We start from the raw sequence: 20,869 nt of genomic DNA on the forward strand, positions 1-20,869 counted from the left end.
TGTTCTGATAGAATAATCGTAAGCATTTCATTGGTAAGAAACTTGAAATTATATTATAATTATTTTATAATATAAATCTAATGTTAGGAGGCGCTATGAAGAAACCGTTAATTATATTAGATGGATTTTTAATATTACTTATCGCAGTTCTTGGACTGGCATTATTTCATAATGTTCAGGAACAATCTAAAGAGCATTCACTATCGAATTCAACAGCAAGCACACAAAATTCGACTGAAAATAAAACAAAAACAAATAATACAGGAATCAAAATAAACACCAAAGAAATCAAAAAAGAAAATTTTATGACACTATCAGGTCTTTGGAAGAATAGCTCAATTGCTAAGAAAACTAAAACTCTTGTTATTTCAGGTCCTTCGGCAACTTTTGAGGGTCAACAATATGACTTAACTTTGGAAGGAGTGAGTTCTGAAAATGAGCTACCTTATTTGAAGTTGATAGGTGAAGGAATTAACTCAGGGAAGTTTCTAGGCATCTATCCACAAGGGAGTGCTATTCCAGTAAGATTAGCTAATGGAAAAATTGATTACGCAGGTCAATATGATCCTACTGACAAGAAGAAAGATCGTATCATTCTTTTTAATGATTATATGTCTGCTCAAGATATCATTGAGCAAGTTTTATACCGTGAATTGGAAGAAATCTTTTAAAAACAGTCTAAGATTTAAAATGATAAGAAAATAGTCTTGAAAAAATGTTTAAAATGAGTTAAAATATCATTATCTTAGATAAGAACTCGATGGTCAAAGCTCGGGAAAATATGACAAGAGACTTTTAAAAGTTACTGACAGAAAAATCAATTGTGATTATTTTCTGTCAGTAACTGATGAGAGGATTTTTTGACATATTTTTCACAGCTTTGGCTTTTTTATTTGCAAAATATTTACTGACAGCTTTTAATAAGGCTTATTAAGGGCTATAAAAGCTGTCAGTAAAAGAATGATTAATAACTCTGTCAGTATTTTGCAAGAACTTTTATCAAAATATAAAGAAAGGCGAATTTAAAAAATTCGTAGTAAACAATGAATTTTCAAGAAAATTATGATGTTGTTGTCATTGGAGGAGGACATGCAGGGGTTGAAGCTTCACTAGCAGCTGCACGGATGGGCTCTAAAACATTACTCATGACGATTAATCTTAATATGGTTGCCTTTATGCCATGTAATCCATCAATTGGTGGGTCAGCTAAAGGAATTGTTGTCAGAGAAATTGATGCGCTCGGTGGTGAAATGGGTCGCAACATTGATAAGACTTATATTCAAATGAAGATGCTTAATACCGGAAAAGGTCCAGCAGTTCGAGCTCTTCGTGCTCAAGCCGATAAAGATGAATATGCCGCTTCAATGAAGAATACAGTTTCTGACCAAGAAAATTTGACACTCCGTCAAGGAATGGTTGAAGAACTTATTCTTGATGAAGAAAAGAAAAAAGTCATCGGAATCAAGACTTCGACAGGAACTAAATATGGTGCTAAGGCAGTAATTATCACTACAGGAACAGCTTTGCGTGGTGAAATTATTATTGGAGAACTTAAATATTCTTCAGGACCCAATAACTCTCTTTCATCAATTGGTCTAGCAGATAATTTACGTGAAATTGGATTTGAAATTGGTCGTTTTAAAACCGGAACCCCTCCACGCGTTTTGGCAAGTTCTATTAATTATGACAAAACAGAAATTCAACCAGGTGATGAAGCGCCTAATCATTTTAGTTTTATGAGCTCTGATGAAAATTATCTAAAAGATCAAATTCCATGCTGGCTCACTTATACTACTGAGAATAGTCATACTATTTTGCGTGATAATTTACACCGAGCACCACTCTTTTCAGGAATTGTTAAAGGAGTAGGGCCACGTTACTGTCCTTCAATAGAAGATAAAATCACTCGCTTTGCTGACAAACCTCGTCATCAACTCTTCCTTGAACCAGAAGGACGAAATACAGAAGAAGTCTATATCGGTGGACTCTCAACTTCAATGCCTGAAGATGTCCAATTTGATTTAGTTAAATCAATTCCAGGACTTGAAAATGCTCAAATGATGCGTCCGGGTTATGCTATAGAATACGATGTGGTGATGCCTCATCAACTCCGTCCAACACTTGAAACAAAATTGGTTTCTGGACTATTTACAGCGGGACAAACCAATGGGACCTCAGGCTATGAAGAAGCAGCAGGGCAAGGCTTAGTAGCTGGAATAAATGCAGCACTTAAAGTTCAAGGAAAGCCTGAATTTATCTTAAAACGTAGTGAAGCCTATATTGGGGTAATGATTGATGATTTGGTAACTAAGGGAACGCTGGAACCATATCGTCTTTTGACATCACGTGCAGAATACCGTTTAATTCTTCGCCATGATAATGCTGACCGCCGTTTGACTGAAATTGGCCGTCAAGTGGGCCTTGTTTCAGATGAGCAATGGGAACATTACCAAGCAAAAATGGCTCAATTTGACCGTGAAATGAAACGATTGAATTCAGAAAAACTCAAACCTTTGCCTGACACACAAGAAAAATTAGGAAAATTAGGCTTTGGACCAATTAAAGATGCGCTGACAGGTGCAGAATTTTTGAAACGACCTGAAGTTCACTACAATGAAGTCATCGATTTTATCGGACAAGCACCAGAAAAGATTGATCGTACCGTCATTGAATTGATTGAAACTGAAATTACTTATGAAGGTTACATCAAAAAAGCAATGGACCAAGTGGACAAAATGCATCGCTTGGAAGCGAAACGAATTCCTAAAAATATGGATTGGGATAAGCTTGACTCAATTGCTACTGAAGCCCGTCAAAAATTCAAAAAAATAAATCCAGAAACGCTGGGACAAGCGAGTCGGATTTCAGGTGTAAATCCTGCTGACATCAGTATTCTCATGGTTTACCTTGAAGGAAAATAATTAAAAATTAAAATTTTACTGACAAAAAGTTACTGACAGAAAATTTTGGGGAGAGTCCTTGTGTTTTGGCACTGAGGAAGCAACTTAAAATTTTCGTCAGTAACTTTTTTTCTTGTGGAATACTTTAAAAGTTGATAAAATAGGCTTAAAGAAGGAATGAGGGAAATAGATGACAGAAATAAAAAATATTATTTTTGATTGGGACAATACACTTTTCCCTTTTAAAGAAAAATATTGGGAATTAGCTCACCGCCAACTTTTTTCAGAACAATTAGGACCATTTACTGACCAAGAGCTCAACCGTTTCATGGAGAAATACCATGAATTTGATGAATTGCTTTGGCCACAAGTCCACCAAAGAAAAATGACGATTGAAGAGCTAAGAGAAGAAAGATTAAGTTTGACTATCGAATATTTTGATTTGAAAGTCGATGAAAATTATCTTACAGGCTTTTTCAAAAAATTCTTGAATAGATTGTTTGAATTGATAGAGCCTGATGAACAACTCATCCAAAATCTAAAAAACCTTTCCAAAAACTACAAACTTGCCCTATTAAGTAATGGGGGTCATGTGGAGCAGAGAGAAAAATTACGTCGTTCTCAAGTTGAAAAATTATTTTCGGTTTACATCTCTGGTGAAACAGGCTATCTGAAACCAGATGCGCGTGCCTTTAAAAACGTGCTCACCAAAGAAAATTTCCAAGCGTCTGAGACTTTAATGGTTGGAGATCTTATCGAACATGACATCAAACCCGCCCAAGAGTTGGGAATGAAGACAGCATATATTGGACCTGAAAAAGAAACGATTGCTGATTATGAATTTACAAACATTCAAGATTTTTTTGATTCATTTATAGAAAAAAACGGTGATTAACCGTTTTTTATTATTGGACTAGTTTTAAAGAGTCAGCAGCTAAATAAAGTCTGTCAATAGGCTTGTTAGACAACCGATAAATTCCATTTTTGTTAAAAGTAATCTTTTTTTCTTCAAAAGTTTCGTTAGGGCTTTCAAGGTAAAAAGTAAAATCACCAACAAGATTACCAGTAATAACAAGAGCTATGTCATTTGAACCACGTAAAACCTTTAGCCAACTATTAGAATTTAAAATATATTGGATGCCTGCTTCGTCATCAAAGGATAGAATATGGGAAAATTGAATAGAGGGACAAGTTGTTTTATGATTTTCGACCATTTCCTCAAAAATCGAAATTTCATCATATTCAATCAGCTGGTCAAGAACTTCACTGACCAATTGCGCAGTTAACAAACGGTCACTTGCAGGAATAATTGAATGTTCATTTTCGTTATTTGAACCATCAGTAATATAAAGCTCATGCATTAAACCCATGGCATACATTCTTTTCCGATGAATTGACCAGTTTTTTGTTTTTTTGATATCTTCAGTAAGATGAGTTAAATCTAGTGGAGTCATAGATAATCCTTTCTATTTTTAATTTGATGCTGATGACACTTGAAAAAGTCGTAGAGAATTGTCATCCATCACTTGATAGGTTTTGAGTTGATTGGGAGTTTCTGTAGCACTGGTATTAAAAATTGTAATGAGTTGAATATCTGACATTTTATTCTCCTTTCGATAATTTTAGTTTATTATAATTATTTTATCATTTTATTTTCATTTTATTGAATGATATGGTGTTTGAAATTATAGAAAAAATGCTGAATTGACAAGATTAAAGCCATATTCTAAAATTGTATTCTATAAGTGTCAAAAAATTAGAATTATAACCAGAATTAGAGATAAATTTCACTATAAATAATAAAAAAAATTAGGACTTGACAAGTCTTTAAATAATTGATAGAATAATAGAGTTGAAAAGCAGAAGCACCCGCTTCTCGCCTTAGAGGTTATAGCCCTGGGCAAACGAATGGAATTATTCAAAAACGAATGTTTTCATGAGCGGGGCGAGATTGTCGTTCCGCTTTTGTTTTTCTTTAAAAAAGAAGTTGCCTAAATCTTAGTCAACTTTCACATCATATTAGAAGGAGAACGAACATAGCTAAACAAGACAATAGAAAACCTATGATGAACGGTGCAATCCGTGCTCGTGAGGTTCGTCTCATTGGCGCTGAGGGTGAACAATTAGGTGTCACACCAACGTCTGAGGCGCTAATGCAAGCTGAAAATCTTAACATGGACTTGGTTTTAATTTCAAACCAAGAACCACCTGTTGCAAAAATCATGGATTATACAAAATTCATGTTTGAGCAAAAGAAAAAACAAAAAGAAGCAAAGAAAAAACAAGCTGTTGTTTCTGTAAAAGAAGTCCGTTTGTCACCAGTAATTGACCAAAACGACTTTGATACAAAGCTTCGTCAAGCCATCAAGTTTCTTGAAAAAGGCGATAAAGTTAAGGTTTCAATCCGATTTAAAGGTCGGATGATTACTCACCAAGATGTGGGTCGTCAAGTAATGGACAAGTTCGCGCAAGCAACAAAAGAAGTTGCTGTTGTTGAACAAAGAGCCAAAATGGATGGTCGTCAAATGTTCTTGCAACTTGCACCTATTAAAAAATAGGTCTTAACAAGACAACCATCTGAAAGGTTAACCTTTCACCTCTCTATTCATTGAAAACGAATGTTTAAAATGAATAGAGGTGCAGAATAATTTTTTCTGCCAACTGATATAAATTAAGGAGAATTACAATGCCAAAACAAAAAACTCACCGCGCATCTGCTAAACGTTTCAAACGTACAGGTAACGGCGGTCTTAAACGCTTCCGTGCTTACACTTCTCACCGTTTCCACGGTAAAACTGTAAAACAACGTCGTCAACTTCGTAAATCTTCTATGGTTTCTAAAGGGGACTTCAAACGTATCCGTCGTATGGTTGCGACAATGCGTTAAGCGAACTTTGTTCGCTGCATTGGAGCAATCCTCGCAGGAGCGTAAGCGACTAAGAGGGACAATGAAATAAGTCATCTAATTTTCTTGCTCCAACTCAATAAAAAAATAAATTTGTCATTATGACAAAATTGAAATCTACTAAGAATTAAAGGAGAACACACATGGCACGTGTTAAAGGTAGCGTTGCAACTCGCAAACGCCGTAAACGTATTTTAAAGCTCGCTAAAGGTTACTACGGAGCTAAACATAAACTCTTCAAGACTGCTAAAGAGCAAGTCATGAATTCATACTACTACGCATTCCGCGATCGTCGTCAAAAGAAACGCGACTTCCGTAAATTATGGATTGCACGTATCAACGCAGCTGCACGTATGAATGGTCTTTCATACAGCAAATTGATGCACGGTTTGAAATTAGCTGATATCGAAGTAAACCGTAAAATGCTTGCTGACATCGCAATCGCTGATGCTGCTGCATTTACTGCACTTGCTGAAGAAGCAAAAAAAGCTTTGGCTAAATAATTATCTTAAAAAATCTGCTGGTTTTCTAGCAGATTTTTTATATTTTAAGCAGACGCTCTCTTAATTATGACATTAGGGGAGTGTTTTTTTATTCCGAATATACTAAATTGTTGCAAAAATTAATAAAAAAGAATATAATACCGTAAGTCCTTATTTTGAAACAAAAGTAACTTGTTTTCAATGAAAGACATTTAGTATAAATAAGAATACAGGATGGAGGTAAATGTGGAAAGTGAAAATATTTTAGAAGCAAAACAAGTGAGTGTTGCTTTTCGGATTGCTGGTAAATTTCAAAAAGCAATTTATGATATTGATTTAAGTCTTAGGCGTGGTGAAGTTTTAGCCATTGTTGGGGAATCAGGTTCTGGGAAGTCAACTTTTGCAACTGCTGTTATGGGATTACATAACCCAAATCAAACTCAAATTACAGGCTCCATTTTATTGGATGATGAAGAAGTGATTGGTAAAACGGGTGACTCCATGGCAAGTATTCGAGGAAGTAAAGTTGGAATGATTTTTCAAAATCCACTCACTGCGCTTAATCCATTGATGAAAATTGGGCAGCAAATCAAGGAAATGTTGGCCGTGCATGATGTTTATCCAGAAAATCAGTATGAAAGTAGAATCTTTCAACTTTTAGAACAAGTAGGAATTCCAAATCCTAAAAGAGTCGTTAATCAATTTCCCCACCAACTTTCAGGCGGGATGAGACAAAGAGTAATGATTGCAATAGCCATTGCCAATGACCCAGATTTGATTATTGCTGATGAGCCAACGACTGCTTTAGACGTTACCATTCAAGCTCAGATTTTAGACTTGATTTTAGAAATACAAAAGAAGAAAAATGCTGGGGTTATTCTAATTACTCATGATTTAGGGGTTGTTGCTGAAGTTGCTGATACAGTGGCGGTGATGTATGCCGGACAACTGGTCGAAAAAGCTTCTGTTGAAGAGCTTTTTCAAAATCCCAAACATCCATACACCCGGTCACTTTTGCGTTCAAATCCATCTGCCGAAACAGTTTCGGATGATTTATATGTGATTCCAGGGTCTGTGCCTTCTCTGTCAGAAATTGAGTATGACAAAGATTTATTTCTCGCTCGAGTGCCTTGGATGAAAGAAGAAGCTCAAAAAGTAATTTCGGAAAAAATGACTGAAATTTCTCCAAATCATTTTGTTCGAGGTCAGGCTTGGAAAAAATTTGAATTTCCAGCTCAAAAATTGAAAGGGGATAAAAAGTGAGCGAAATTCTTAATTTAAAGGACTTAAAAGTTTATTATCCTATTCGATCTGGTTTCTTTAATCGAGTGACAGATAATGTTTTAGCCGTTGATGGAGTAGATTTAACGATTCATGAAGGAGAAACTGTCGGTTTAGTTGGTGAATCTGGCTCTGGAAAATCAACGATTGGTAAAACAATTGTTGGTTTAGAACAAATGACATCAGGACAATTGATTTACAAAGGACAAGATGTCAGCAAAAAAAAGATAAGAAACCAGCTCAAATACAATAAAGAGGTTCAAATGATTTTTCAAGATGCATTTTCGAGTTTGAATCCACGGAAAACAATTTACGATATCATTGCGGAGCCTATTCGGAATTTTGAAAAATTAGATGCTAAGACAGAAAATAAACGGATTCATGAATTATTGGATATTGTTGGACTACCTAAACAAGCTTTAGAACAGTATCCTTTCCAATTTTCTGGAGGTCAACAACAAAGAATTGGAATCGCACGGGCAGTTGCTACTAATCCTAAGTTAATTGTGGCAGATGAACCAGTTTCAGCATTAGACTTATCTGTTCAAGCTCAAGTTTTGAATTTCATGAAGCTCATTCAAAAGAACTTGGGAATTGCATTTCTTTTTATTTCTCATGATTTAGGGGTTGTCCGCCATATGACCGATAATATTGCGGTCATGCACAACGGTCGAATTGTCGAAAAAGGAACACGAAGAGATATTTTTGATGAGCCACAGCACATTTATACTAAACGACTCTTATCTGCTATCCCTTCGATTGATGTTACAAGAAGAGCGGAAAATCGGAAAAACCGTCTAAAAGTTGAACAAGACTTTGAGGATAAAAAAGCAAACTTTTATGATAAAGACGGACACGCTTTGCCCTTGCAAAAATTAAGTCAGAGCCATTGGGCAGCTTTGCCAAAAGGAGGGGAAAATGTGGAAAGTAATTATTAGACGTGTTTTATTGATGATTCCTCAATTATTTATCTTGAGTATCCTTGTTTTCTTCTTTGCTAAATTGATGCCTGGTGATCCATTTTCAGGTTTGATTGGTCCTCATACTGACCCACATGAAGTTGAGGCATTAAGACGGGCAGCAGGTTTATATGACCCTTGGTGGGAGCAGTATCTCAGGTGGTTAGGGCATGCTATTCATGGAAATTTAGGAATGTCCTATAATCTGCACGAACCTGTGACGACTGTCATTGGACAAAGAGCGGTTAATACTTTTTGGATGTCACTTTTGTCAGTTATTTTAACTTACTTAATTGCTATTCCGATGTCAATAGTTGCAGCTCGAAATGAAGGAAAATGGCAAGACCAATTGTGGTTGACCTATAATTCAATTACTTTTGGTATTCCACCCTACGTATTCTATCTCTTGATTATCTTTATCTTTGGTTATAGTCTTAATTGGTTTCCGACAGGTGGGACAGTGAGTCCAAATGCGATGGGAACAATTCCTGTTTTCTTTAGTAAGATTTATCACATGATTCTTCCAGCATTTAGTTTGGCGGTCTTTGGAACAGTTGGAATCTTTACTTACTTCCGCTCAGGAATTTTAGATGAACAAACACAAGATTATGTACGAACGGCTCGAGCCAAAGGGGTCAAGGAAAGAGTGATTTTTAGAAGTCATATTTTGAGAAATGCCTCATTACCAATTGCTTCTAATTTTGGATTTGTGATTACTGGACTCTTGGGAGGAGCAATCTTTGCTGAAACAATTTTTGGCTATCCTGGCTTAGGACAACTTTTTATTACTTCAATCACTGGGCGAGATTATTCAATGATTACGGCTTTGATTTTATTAAATGGTTTTTTGGGACTTCTTGGAGCCCTCCTGTCGGATATTATCATGGCAATGGTTGACCCACGAATTCGGATTCAATAAGGAGTGAAAATGACAGAAAAAAAACACAAAAATTCTTTATCATTAGTTCACTCAATCAAAGAAGAACTAAAGAATGATAAATTAGCAATGATTTCAACATTTTTCCTAGTTGCTGTCTTTCTAATCGTTTATATTTACTCGATGTTTTTAAAACAATCAACTTATGTTGATGTGAATATCATGGACCAATATCTGGCACCGCTGACAAATGGACATTTACTGGGGACTGATAATGGTGGTCGAGATATTGTCATGATGCTAATGATTTCTGCACGAAACTCTTTCAATATCGCTTTTGCAGTTACACTTATTACTTTAGTTGTAGGAAATATCTTAGGTGTAATTACGGGCTACTTTGGTGGGAGATTTGATTTAATCTTCATGCGTTTCACTGATTTTGTTATGATACTGCCTTATCTGATGATTATCATCATCTTCGTGACGATTATTCCACACTTTAATTCTTGGTCTTTGATTGGGATTATCAGTATCTTTAGTTGGATAGGGACAACGCGTCTGATTCGTGCAAGAACAATGACGGAAGTCAATCGAGATTATGTTCGAGCATCAAAAACTTCGGGAACCTCTGATTTTAAAATTATGTTTCGGGAAATATGGCCCAACTTGTCCACCTTAGTCATTGCTGAAGCAACGCTTGTTTTTGCTGGAAATATTGGTTTAGAAACAGGGCTTTCTTTCTTAGGTTTTGGACTTCCAGCGGGGACACCATCTTTGGGGACAATGATAAATGAAGCGACTAATCCAGAAACAATGACTGATAAGCCTTGGACTTGGGTTCCAGCAACAGTGGTCATCCTAATTGTGGTGCTTGCCATTATCTTTATCGGAAATGCGCTCAGACGAGTGGCTGACCAAAGACAAGCTACAAGATAAACAACATTCAAGAGTGATAAAAATGTTTATCTATTAAAAATGGATATGATAAATTAAATATTATATTGAAGTAAGAACTAAAAAGAAATTATTGGAGAAACTAAGATGAAAAAATTAAAAGTAACTTTATTGGCAAGTAGTGTAGTTTTAGCAGCTACACTCCTAAGTGCTTGTGGCTCTAACCAGAACTCAAGTACAAGTACCAAAAAATTAAAAGCGGGGAATTTTGATGTTGCTTATCAAAATCCGGACAAGGCAATCAAAGGTGGAGATTTAAAAATCGCTTATCAAAGTGACTCACCAATGAAAGCTGAATGGTTGGCTCCACTTTCAGATGACGCTACCTTTGGTTCTATGTCTGGCCCTGGTGGTGGGCAAGACGGTCTCTTCTTTACCAACAGTTCATTTAAATATATCAATGGTGGGCCTGCTAATGTAAGTCTTGACAAAGATGCAAAAACAGCAACGATTACCTTGCGTAAAGATTTGAAATGGTCTGATGGCTCAGAAGTGATAGCTAAAGACTATGAGTTCAGTTATGAGCTTACCGCTAATCCTGCTTATGGTTCCGACCGTTGGACTGATTCTCTGGCAAATATTGTTGGTTTGAGTGATTATCATGCGGGTAAAGCTAAAACAATCTCAGGAATTACTTTCCCAGATGGTGAAAACGGAAAAGTCATCAAGGTTCAATTTAAAGAAATGAAACCGGGGATGACTCAATCAGGAAATGGTTACTTCCTTGAAACGGTAGCGCCTTATCAATATTTGAAAGATGTTGCCCCTAAAGATTTGGCTTCTAGTCCAAAAACAACAACGAAACCATTGGTTACAGGGCCTTTTAAACCGGAAAATGTAGTTGCTGGTGAATCTATTAAGTATGTCCCAAATCCTTACTATTGGGGTGAAAAACCAAAACTAAATTCAATTACTTATGAAATTGTATCAACCGCAAAATCAGTCGCAGCCCTTTCTGCGCATAAATACGACTTTATCAATTCGATGGCTAATAGTCAGTATAAACAAGTAAAAAACTTAAAGGGATACAAGGTTTTAGGACAACAAGCACTATATATTTCCTTGATGTACTATAATCTTGGACATTATGATACTAAAAATTCAATTAGTGTCCAAGACCGTAAAACGCCATTGCAAGATCAAAATGTTCGTCAAGCCATTGGTTATGCTCGAAATGTCGCAGAAGTGGATAATAAGTTCTCAAACGGACTTTCAACTCCCGCAAATGGCTTGATTCCACCTATCTTTAAACAATTTACGAGTCCATCAGTCAAAGGATATGAAAAACAAGACCTTGATAAAGCGAATAAACTTTTGGATGAAGACGGATGGAAATTGAATAAATCTACAGGCTACCGTGAAAAAGATGGAAAAGAATTATCGCTTGTTTATGCGGCTCGTGTAGGTGATGCAAACTCCGAAACCATTGCTCAAAACTACATCCAACAATGGAAGAAAATTGGGGTAAAAGTGAGTCTTTACAATGGTAAATTGATGGAATTTAATTCTTGGGTTTCTAAGATGACAACTCCTCCAGGTTCAGATGACTGGGATATCACTGACGGTGCTTGGTCATTGTCATCAGAACCTTCGCAACAAGATTTGTTCTCAGCAGCAGCACCTTATAACTTTGGTCACTTTAATGATTCAGAAATCACTAAGGATTTAAATGATATTGATTCTGCCAAGTCTGAAAATCCAACTTACCGTAAAGCAGCTTTCGTTAAATATCAAGAAGATATGAATAAAAAAGCTTATGTTGTTCCAACAAACTATACTTTGAACTACACACCAGTAAACAAACGTGTAGTTGGGATGACGCTTGACTATGGTGCAATGAATACTTGGTCAGAAATTGGTGTTTCTTCTGATAAGTTAGCCACCAAATAGTTTTATTTAACTTTTGTTTACAAGTTTTTTTGTAAAAATACCCTTACTTTAGTTTTCGCAATTCTAAAGTCAAAGAAGCTCAAATTTATGATTTGAGCTTCTTTTGTTTGATGATTTTTAAGATTTGAACTTACGAATTTAAAAATTAATTAATTTAAAAATGCTATAATAAGCCTAACTAATAATTAATCGAGGGGGCAATATGCTAGTAAATTTTAGAGATATTCAGGCACAAAACTCAAAAGAATCCGGACTAAAAAAGAATATATTTTTTAGAGGAGGTCAGTTGACCGATTTAACAGCTGAGGATAAAAAAATTCTTACGAATAAATTCCAAATTGGGAAAATTTATGATTTTAGAGGGCAAGAAGAGGTCACTACTCAACCAGATGTTGAACTCAAAGGAATTAAATATGAAAATATAGATATTTTAGCTTCTGAAACTTCAGGAAATAATGGCTCTTTACAGGATATGATTATTAATGCCACAGATATTAGTGAGGCGATGATGAAAACTTATGAAAGTATCGTCATCAGTAAGTCTGCTTTAGAAGGATATCGAGCTTTTTTACTGGATCTTTTAGAGCAAAAACAAGCTGTTTATTTTCATTGTTTTGCTGGAAAAGATAGAACTGGATTTGCTGCTGCCTTGCTTTTAAGACTGGCAGGAGCTTCTGATGAGGAGATTATGAAGGATTATCTCAAAACGAATATTGCTCGCAAAGAGGTGAATCAAGAAATTATCAATTCATTGAAAGAAAAACTCACTGAAGACCAAATCGAGGGATTACAGATTGCTCTTACTGTGGATAAGAACTATTTATTTCATGCCAGAGAAATAATGAATGAAAATTTTGGTTCTTTTGAGGGCTACTTAAGTGAAGGACTCTCGCTTGAGAAGGATTATATCGAGCATTTCCAAAGTATTTATTTAAATTATAAATCATAAAAAGGTGATTTTGAACTCTTTTGCTAATTGATGTATAATTAAATTAATAGAATACATTGGAGGTACAAAAGATGATTGGATGTAGTAGTTTTACACTAGAGAGTCAAGATAATAAACATTTTCTTTCTCGTACAATGGATTTTCAAATAGAAATGGCGGAACAAATTCTTTTTATTCCAAGAAACAAGGAGATAGGAATTGCCCACTCTAATGAAGAGACAATTGAAACATCCTATGCTTGTTTAGGGATGGGTGCGATGGAAGAGGGTCATCCAGTACTCTTTGATGGAATCAATGAAAAAGGGTTAATGGGTGCGACTTTATATTTCCCAGGCTATGCTGAATATAGTGAGAATATCAAAAAAAATCAAAAGGGAATTTCACCTGATATGGTTATTCCAACGGTCCTCACTCAAGCGAGTAATTTAGAAGAAATCATTGATTTATTTGATAAGAAATTTGTTATTATTAATGATACTAATCCAACCTTAGGTCTTACGCCTCCTTTACATTTTATTTTTTCTGATTCTAGTGGTCAAAGTTTGATTATTGAACCAAGGCAAGGTGGACTTTCAATTATAAAAGATTCAATTGGAGTGATGACAAATAGTCCAGATTACCAATGGCATGAAACTAATTTAAGAAATTATCTTTCTTTTACACCTAATCAAAAAGAAAGTATCGAACTATTAGGAAAGACATTAAAACCATTTAGTCAAGGTTCAGGTACTTTTGGATTTCCAGGAGATTTTACGCCTCCTTCAAGATTTGTTAGAACGGCTTATTTAAAAAACTACGCTGAGAAACCAAGTAATGAATTAGCCGCTATTACGCTTTGTCATCATATATTAGAATCTGTAAGTATTCCAAAAGGAATTGTTATAACTGAGCATGGAGCAAGTGATTTCACTTGTTATTCGGCATATATGTGCTCAGAAACTCTAAGTTATTATTTTTCAACTTATGGTAATCAAAGAATCAGGAAAATAAGTTTGTCAGAATCCTTGAAAAATGAGAAGGAATTTAAAAACTTTCCTATTGTCAATGAGGAAGATATTTTAGAGTTAAATTGATAAATATTTAATCGAGTAAATAGGAGGGATATTCATTAAGTTCTTTGAATTCAAGAAGTATTTTTTAAATATTAGTTTTAAGTATAGCAATCCTAAAAAGAAATTCGAGAAATAATAGAGAGAAATTAAGGAAAAAATAGTGATTTTAAATTTATTTATAATAGTTTTAATGATTTTTCTTACGGCATTTTTTGTTGCGGCTGAATTTTCGCTGGTAAAAATACGTAAAAGTCGTTTAGAAACATTAGAAAAAGAAAATAATAAAAGGGCAAAATTAGCACTTAATATCGTCAATCACCTTGATTCTTATTTAAGTGCCTGTCAACTTGGAATCACTTTGACTTCGTTAGCAATTGGGTGGGTAGGTGAAAGTACAATGCATAGTATTTTAGCTCCCCTCTTGTCTTATGTTCCTCTACCTTCTGCGTTATTAGACAGCTTGTCTATTATTTTAGCCTTTTTATTAATTACTTTTGTTCATGTGGTAATCGGAGAACTTATTCCAAAATCTTTAAGTATTACAAAAACTGAAGGAGTTGTCTTAACGGTTGCTGCTCCGCTCCATTATTTTTATAAACTTACCTATCCTTTTGTGTGGTTATTAAATGCTTCAGCAAGTTCAATTGGTAAATTGTTTAATTTAAGTTTGGCTACTGAAGGTGATGAAATCCATTCGGAAGAAGAGTTAATTTTAATTGCTAATCAAAGTTTTATTAAAGGGGAAATCAACGAAAAAGAGTACGAATATCTCAACAATGTCTTTGAATTTGATGATTTGATAGCTAAGGATATCATGGTGTCGAGATTAGATATGGAGACGATTCCCGTTGATGTTTCGATTGAAGAAGCGTTAAAATTTGCGATTAAAAAAGGGCACACTCGTTTCCCTATTATTGCTAAAACTAAAGATGATATTCTAGGCTATGTTACGCTTCAAAATTTGATTAAAGAGTATTTAACTGCTCCTGGTCAAGAAATAAAGAAAATCATGCAAGAACCTATTATATTTATTGATACTATTCCCGTAAAGTTATTACTCTCAGAGATGCAAAAAGAGCATAAACATTTTGCTATTCTATTGGACGAGTATGGTGGGACAAGTGGACTTGTGACAATTGAGGATATTCTTGAAGAGTTAGTTGGTGATATTCAGGATGAAGAAGATCATGAGAAAGAATTGGTAGTAAAGCTTTCTCCAACTACTTATCAGGTAGATGGTAAATTGCTTTTGTCTGAATTTGAAGAACTGTTTAATATTGATTTGGCTCAAAATAATTTAAGTAAAACGATTAGTGGGTTTATTACAAATTATTCACTAGAGCAAAATGAGCCACTTGAGGTGGGACAGACTTTCGAATTTGATAATTTGAAAATTACTATTATTGAAATGGATAAAATTACTCCTCATATTTTAGAAGTTAAACGAGTGTAGATTGTATTTGAGGTATAAAAAAACGGAGCTTTAAGAGGCTCCGCTTTTTTATTTTATTGACGAACGACGAGGACATCGCATGGTGCATTTTTGATAATGTAATCCGCCACTGAACCGATAAAGATACGTTCAATGTAAGAAAGACCAGTAGCTCCAAGAACAATGAGGCTAATTTCTTCTTCTTTTGGAAGAGTTTGGCCAAGCATGACTTTTGGAGAACCAAATTCAACACGAGTTTTGACTTTTTTAACGCCAGCTTTTTTTGCTTCGTCAGCAAAGTCATTAATGAGGTTTTCAGCACCTTTGTGTGTATCATCAGCAACAACTGAATCATAGGCTGAGATAGATTGGAAGGCACGAAGGTCAATGACGTTAGCGATAACGAGTTCAGCATCGTTACGAAGTGCTGTTGCAACTGCTTTGTCAAAAGCTTTAGTAGCTTCTACCGAACCATCAATACCAACAAGGATTTTCTTATAGTTATCTAACATAGGCGACTCCTTCATAAGTTTTTATCTATATTTTAATTTTACTCTTATTTTGTCAATTTGTAAAAAGAAAACTGTTAAAAAATGGTTTATGGTATAATTGATGAAGTGAATTTCTTTAAAATAGTGGAAAAAATTACTGACAGAAATAGAAGTTCTCTATTGAAAGTCTGTCAGCAAATTTTGATGACTTATGAACTTAAAGAAAACTGTAAGAAATAGGTGAAAAATATGACTCGATATGCTGTGGTGGATCTGGAAGCGACCGATGCTCATAGTAGTGAAAATAAAATTATACAGATTGGGATTGTTCTTGTTGAAGATGGAGAAATTGTTGAAACTTTTTCCACTGAAGTCAATCCACATGAACCTTTGCTTCCAAGGATTAGTGAACTGACAGGTTTGTCAGATAAACAGTTAAAGACGGCTCCTGAGTTTTCAGAAGTTGCTGCAAAAGTGCGAGAATTACTGACAGACAGTGTTTTTGTTGCTCATAATGCTAGGTTTGATTATGGACTTTTAGAAAAAAGTTTTCTTAATGCTGGCTTGGAATTTAATGAAATGCTGCGTGTCGATACAGTCGATTTGGCGCGTGTTTTTTATCCAACTTTTGAAAAATATGGTTTAGAATCATTGAGCGAAAAGTTAGATTTAGCACATGACCATCCGCATGCCGCAGTTTCGGATGCGTATGCTACAGCCGAATTATTGCTGAAAATAGAAGCAAAAATCCAAAAGTTACCAAGAAGCGTTTTGGAAGAGTTGCTTAGACATTCGGACAATTTACTTTTTGAAAGTAAAACTTTTTTACAAGAGCAGTTGGATAAAACAAAAATTCGACCAGCTGGCTTTAAAGTGGTTCATAATATTGCGACGCGTAAGTTTAGGGCTTCTGTCAGTAAAAAAAGTCCACTGACAGACTTGTCAGCAAATTTTTCAGAAAATATCAGTAGATTGGGCTTGTCTTCTCGCTCAAAACAAGAAAAATTAGCTCATTTAATGGAAACAGAGCTTACACATTTACAAGCAAGTTTTATTGAGGCACCGACAGGACTTGGAAAAACTTATGGTTATTTACTGCCAATTTTGGCCTCAGGAAAAGGTTTGGTCGTTTCAACAGCAACCAAAGTTCTCCAAAAGCAATTAGTAAATGATGTGGCACCAAAACTTGGGAAAACATTTGGTTTAAAAATGGCCAAGATTGTTGGGACTAAAAATTATATTTCTCTGAGAAAATTTTCTGAGCTTTTATTAAATAATACTGACGGCAAAAATTTTGAAATTTTTAAAATGAAAATTTTAATTTGGCTGACAGAAACAAGGACAGGCGAATTGGATGAAGTTTCAAAAGTCATGACTAATGATGACTATTTTGAAGTCATTCGCCATGATGGCTATGTCAATACAAAACAGCTTCATTATGAACAAGATTTTTGGTTGAAAGCCCAAAAAGAAGCTGAACAGGCTGAAATTAAAGTGGTGAATCATGCCTATTTGATTGAACGTTTAGCTGACTATCCTGAAACTTTTTTGGAAAATCGTGTTCTTGTTGTTGATGAGGCTCAACAATTATTTCCTATCATGGAAAATGCGGGTCAAAAATCTTTAAAAATTACTGACGAACTGATAAAAATTGATGCTGAAACAAGTGAAAATCCCCAGCTGACCAAAAGGCTTCAAGAAAGTCTTGTTTTTCAGCTTAATAAAAAAGAACTTGATTTAAATAAAATAAAGATAGATGCTGATGAACTTGGCTTGAGAAATCTGTCAGCACTTTTAGAAGCTGATAATCAAATTGTCTGGCGTGAAAATGGGATGCTTTATGCGAGTGACCAAGATTTTTATAATTTTGAACGATTGATTCCTAAAAATACCAAACTTTTTATGTTGGGAGCGACATTGTCATTATCTAAAGACAAACCGTCATTTCCTGACTTGCTTGGTTTTACAGACTATCGCTTTTTCAAAATTGAAGGAAATCAAGCCACTAATCAGCAATTGCTGACGGTGACAGATGCGCCTAATATCAAAAATCTAAGTTTAATTGATTATGCAGATTACACAGCAAATTCAATTGGAGAACTTTCAAAATTGAATTTGCCAATGGTGGTCTTATTTACTTCAAAAATGGCTTTGACTTTTGTTGCTGAGAAATTATCTGCTGAAGGGTTTGAGATTTTAGCACAAGATATTAATGGGAGTCCAGCCCAAATCAAGAAAAAATTTGATAAAGGTGAAGGAAAAATTTTATTAGGTTTGGGTTCTTTTTGGGAGGGAGTCGATTTTGATAAGCAAAATCAAGTGATTCTTGTTATTCCAAGACTTCCTTTTGCAACGCCTGATGATATTTTAACTAAAAAATATGCGCAAAAGTTTGAAAATCCTTTCTATGATTTTAATGTTCCAATGGCAACTTTAAAATTACGTCAGGCCATTGGTCGGGTAAACCGTCGTAAAAATCAGTACTCAAGTATTGTCGTATTAGATAAAAGACTTGCAGGAAAATCTTACGCCAAAAGAATGCGAAAAAATCTTTCAGAAACTTTACCTGTAAAAATGCTGAATTTACTAGACACAATCAGCGAAATCAAGAATTTTTTGATATAATAAAACATGTTTAAGCAAAAACTTAAAATGGGAAATTGGACAAATTATTTTTTCCTAATCATGAGAAATTTTACTAATAAGCCTTCAAATAATCTTTGAAAAAAGATTTTCTCAAATTTTGAAAGAAGAAAAATATGAAAAAGCGAAAAATGACTCGACATTCGCAAATTATAATTGGAATTTTAGTGATAATTTTAGCCATTTATTTGTCTATCAGTCTTTTCTTTTGGAAGAGTCTAAATCCTTATCATTCCGTTCGAGCGCAAGCGATTGACATTGCCACAGAAAAAACAGATTTAGTTAAAGCGACAGGATTTGATATTGCTGCAACTGACACCGTGACTTATTCAATTGTTGGCCTTAATAAAGCGAATCAAGAAATTGGAATTCTAATTCCAAAAAAATCTGGTAAAATTAAAGAAGTTAAATTATCGCAAGGGGTTTCACCAGCAAGCTTAACGACAAAAGATACGAAATCAGTTGTCTTAGCGCTTTACAAAGGGAAACCGGCTTGGGAAGTAAATAATAGCAATGGTTTTAAAGTTTATGACTTTGAGTCAGGGAAAGAGTTGATATGAAAAAAAATTCTGATTTTGTATTAAAAATGGATGAGTCCGTCACTCTTGCTGCGGCAAATCGCGCAAAAGCATTAAAAGCACAAGGGCGAGATATTATTGACCTGACACTTGGTCAGCCAGACTTTTCAACACCAAAAATAATTGGTCAAGCAGCTATTGAAGCAATCGATAATGGCAAGGCGAGCTTTTATACACAAGCTGGTGGACTTCCAGAATTAAAAAATGCAGTTCAACATTATTGGACGCGTTTTTATAATTATGAAATTCAACCAAATGAAATATTGATTACAGCTGGAGCAAAGTTTGCCCTTTATGCTTACTTTATGGCAACTGTTGACCCTGACGATGAGGTAATCATTCCTGCTCCTTACTGGGTTTCTTATGTTGACCAAGTGAAAATGGCTGGAGGAAATCCGGTAATTGTAGAAGCCAAGCAAGAAAATAATTTCAAAGTTACGGTTGAGCAATTAGAAGAAGCAAGAACAAGTAAAAGTAAAATTTTATTACTCAATTCACCTTCTAATCCAACAGGAATGATTTATTCTAAAGAAGAATTAACAGCCATTGGAGAGTGGGCTCTTGCTCATGATTTATTAATTTTGGCAGATGATATTTATCATCGTTTAGTTTATAATGGAGCGGAATTTACAGCAATTTCAAGTCTATCTGATGAAATTCGGAAAAGAACGACAGTGATTAATGGTGTTTCTAAAACATTTGCAATGACTGGTTGGCGGATTGGACTAGCTGTAGGTGATCCAGAAATTATTTCTGCGATGACTAAGATTGCGAGCCAAACGACTTCTAATCCAACTGCTGTCGCTCAATACGCAGCAATAGAAGCTTTTGAAGAAAGAGATAATAGTTTTGAGATAATGCATGCAGCATTTGAAGAACGTTTAAATATCATTTATGGTCAACTTTCTGAGGTTCCAGGATTTGAACTTGTAAAACCAAATGGTGCTTTCTATTTATTCCCGAAAGTGACTAAGGCAATGGCGATGAAAGGCTATAGTGATGTGACTGATTTTACAACTGCTATTCTTGAAGAAGCAGGTGTCGCCTTGGTTACAGGAGCAGGTTTTGGTTCTCCAGAAAATGTGCGCTTGAGCTATGCAACAAGTCTTGAAAATTTAGAAGTTGCAGTGGCACGTTTAAAAGATTGGATGAATGAATGATCGATAAGAAAGAAGCAAAATCGGCCTATAAACTTTCAAAAAAAGTTGGAGCAGTTGTTGCTTATAAGAATCTCGAAACGAATGAACGCTATATTGATATAGCACCAGATTTAGCAGGTGTAAAAAATCGTTTTGAATTTGCCAAAAAAACGGGAATTGGCTTACCTTATGCCATTGAAAAAGCAGCGAAAACAGCTGATTTTGAATTGGAAGTTCTTGAAGAATTAGAAAAAGATGAGCTCCAAACCATTAAAGAATTCAAAGATGATTTAAAAACTTTAAAAGAAATCTGGCTTGAAAAGTTATAAAAGTATTA

Annotated in this window: 21 protein-coding genes and 1 other annotated feature; of the genes, 18 read left to right on the forward strand and 3 right to left on the reverse strand. The window is 34.9% G+C overall.

The genetic code is table 11. The features are described from left to right. Positions 1-95 precede the first annotated feature (95 nt). From IAE52_RS05245 to IAE52_RS05255, 3 genes are all read left to right on the forward strand, one after another. Complete coding sequence (locus tag IAE52_RS05245; RefSeq protein ID WP_014570709.1) at positions 96-671, forward strand: hypothetical protein; 576 nt, start codon at positions 96-98, stop codon at positions 669-671. A 372-nt stretch (positions 672-1,043) separates the two neighbouring features. Beyond that, entirely contained in the window at positions 1,044-2,921 is a 1,878-nt protein-coding gene (gene mnmG, locus IAE52_RS05250) for a tRNA uridine-5-carboxymethylaminomethyl(34) synthesis enzyme MnmG (RefSeq protein WP_033899862.1), read from the forward strand. Positions 2,922-3,090: 169 nt separating this feature from the next. Then, positions 3,091-3,795 (forward strand): HAD family hydrolase, encoded by a 705-nt coding sequence (locus IAE52_RS05255; protein ID WP_012898414.1) that lies wholly within the window; start codon positions 3,091-3,093, stop codon positions 3,793-3,795. 10 nt (positions 3,796-3,805) lie between these two features. On the opposite strand, the gene IAE52_RS05260 is transcribed toward IAE52_RS05255, so the two are convergent. Then, on the reverse strand, positions 3,806-4,354 hold the full coding sequence (locus tag IAE52_RS05260; RefSeq protein WP_021469614.1) for a hypothetical protein: 549 nt from the start codon (positions 4,352-4,354) through the stop codon (positions 3,806-3,808). A gap of 18 nt (positions 4,355-4,372) precedes the next feature. Beyond that, positions 4,373-4,501: a hypothetical protein gene (locus tag IAE52_RS11640; protein WP_003132356.1), complete on the reverse strand. Its 129-nt coding sequence runs from the start codon at positions 4,499-4,501 to the stop codon at positions 4,373-4,375. Positions 4,502-4,751: 250 nt separating this feature from the next. Continuing rightward, positions 4,752-4,877 (forward strand) — a sequence feature (ribosomal protein L20 leader region). An 86-nt stretch (positions 4,878-4,963) separates the two neighbouring features. Between IAE52_RS11640 and infC the strand changes: the two genes are divergently transcribed. From infC to IAE52_RS05315, 11 genes are all read left to right on the forward strand, one after another. After that, a complete protein-coding gene (gene infC / locus IAE52_RS05265; protein ID WP_003132354.1) occupies positions 4,964-5,458 on the forward strand; it encodes a translation initiation factor IF-3 in 495 nt (164 codons plus the stop codon). A 128-nt stretch (positions 5,459-5,586) separates the two neighbouring features. Then, complete coding sequence (gene rpmI, locus IAE52_RS05270) at positions 5,587-5,787, forward strand: 50S ribosomal protein L35 (RefSeq protein ID WP_003132353.1); 201 nt, start codon at positions 5,587-5,589, stop codon at positions 5,785-5,787. Positions 5,788-5,948: 161 nt separating this feature from the next. Further along, positions 5,949-6,308 carry a 50S ribosomal protein L20 gene (rplT, locus tag IAE52_RS05275; RefSeq protein WP_003132352.1) on the forward strand — a complete coding sequence of 120 codons (360 nt, stop codon included), beginning with the start codon at positions 5,949-5,951 and terminating at the stop codon, positions 6,306-6,308. Positions 6,309-6,533: 225 nt separating this feature from the next. After that, positions 6,534-7,550 carry a murein tripeptide/oligopeptide ABC transporter ATP-binding protein OppD gene (oppD, locus tag IAE52_RS05280; protein WP_109991158.1) on the forward strand — a complete coding sequence of 339 codons (1,017 nt, stop codon included), beginning with the start codon at positions 6,534-6,536 and terminating at the stop codon, positions 7,548-7,550. Further along, complete coding sequence (gene oppF / locus IAE52_RS05285) at positions 7,547-8,506, forward strand: murein tripeptide/oligopeptide ABC transporter ATP-binding protein OppF (protein ID WP_058203463.1); 960 nt, start codon at positions 7,547-7,549, stop codon at positions 8,504-8,506. Before oppD ends, oppF begins: the two co-directional genes overlap by 4 nt. After that, positions 8,487-9,446 (forward strand): murein tripeptide/oligopeptide ABC transporter permease OppB, encoded by a 960-nt coding sequence (gene oppB / locus IAE52_RS05290; protein WP_109991157.1) that lies wholly within the window; start codon positions 8,487-8,489, stop codon positions 9,444-9,446. The genes oppF and oppB overlap by 20 nt, the downstream gene beginning before the upstream one ends. A gap of 9 nt (positions 9,447-9,455) precedes the next feature. Further along, the gene (oppC, locus tag IAE52_RS05295; RefSeq protein ID WP_109991156.1) at positions 9,456-10,340 is read left to right on the forward strand and encodes a murein tripeptide/oligopeptide ABC transporter permease OppC; all 885 of its coding nucleotides are present in this window, start codon (positions 9,456-9,458) and stop codon (positions 10,338-10,340) included. Between the two features lie 105 nt (positions 10,341-10,445). Further along, positions 10,446-12,248: an oligopeptide ABC transporter substrate-binding protein gene (locus IAE52_RS05300; RefSeq protein ID WP_109991155.1), complete on the forward strand. Its 1,803-nt coding sequence runs from the start codon at positions 10,446-10,448 to the stop codon at positions 12,246-12,248. Between the two features lie 202 nt (positions 12,249-12,450). Continuing rightward, positions 12,451-13,197 (forward strand): tyrosine-protein phosphatase, encoded by a 747-nt coding sequence (locus tag IAE52_RS05305; RefSeq protein ID WP_033899870.1) that lies wholly within the window; start codon positions 12,451-12,453, stop codon positions 13,195-13,197. 71 nt (positions 13,198-13,268) lie between these two features. Beyond that, a complete protein-coding gene (locus IAE52_RS05310) occupies positions 13,269-14,270 on the forward strand; it encodes a choloylglycine hydrolase family protein (RefSeq protein WP_023189080.1) in 1,002 nt (333 codons plus the stop codon). A gap of 139 nt (positions 14,271-14,409) precedes the next feature. After that, entirely contained in the window at positions 14,410-15,702 is a 1,293-nt protein-coding gene (locus IAE52_RS05315; protein ID WP_033899871.1) for a hemolysin family protein, read from the forward strand. Positions 15,703-15,755: 53 nt separating this feature from the next. Here IAE52_RS05315 and IAE52_RS05320 read toward each other — a convergent pair whose 3' ends face one another. After that, on the reverse strand, positions 15,756-16,193 hold the full coding sequence (locus IAE52_RS05320) for a universal stress protein (RefSeq protein WP_010906159.1): 438 nt from the start codon (positions 16,191-16,193) through the stop codon (positions 15,756-15,758). Between the two features lie 228 nt (positions 16,194-16,421). Here IAE52_RS05320 and IAE52_RS05325 point away from each other — a divergent pair, with 228 nt between their 5' ends. From IAE52_RS05325 to IAE52_RS05340, 4 genes are all read left to right on the forward strand, one after another. After that, positions 16,422-18,797: an ATP-dependent DNA helicase DinG gene (locus IAE52_RS05325; RefSeq protein ID WP_162551467.1), complete on the forward strand. Its 2,376-nt coding sequence runs from the start codon at positions 16,422-16,424 to the stop codon at positions 18,795-18,797. A gap of 134 nt (positions 18,798-18,931) precedes the next feature. Beyond that, positions 18,932-19,375, forward strand: a complete 444-nt coding sequence (locus tag IAE52_RS05330; protein ID WP_003130291.1) for a DUF5590 domain-containing protein — start codon at positions 18,932-18,934, stop codon at positions 19,373-19,375. After that, positions 19,372-20,553 carry a pyridoxal phosphate-dependent aminotransferase gene (locus IAE52_RS05335; protein WP_033899874.1) on the forward strand — a complete coding sequence of 394 codons (1,182 nt, stop codon included), beginning with the start codon at positions 19,372-19,374 and terminating at the stop codon, positions 20,551-20,553. The genes IAE52_RS05330 and IAE52_RS05335 overlap by 4 nt, the downstream gene beginning before the upstream one ends. Continuing rightward, the gene (locus IAE52_RS05340) at positions 20,550-20,861 is read left to right on the forward strand and encodes a GIY-YIG nuclease family protein (protein WP_109991153.1); all 312 of its coding nucleotides are present in this window, start codon (positions 20,550-20,552) and stop codon (positions 20,859-20,861) included. The genes IAE52_RS05335 and IAE52_RS05340 overlap by 4 nt, the downstream gene beginning before the upstream one ends. Positions 20,862-20,869: the final 8 nt, after the last annotated feature.

It is taken from the genome of Lactococcus sp. S47, from assembly GCF_016517475.1.
GTDB lineage: Bacteria > Bacillota > Bacilli > Lactobacillales > Streptococcaceae > Lactococcus > Lactococcus lactis.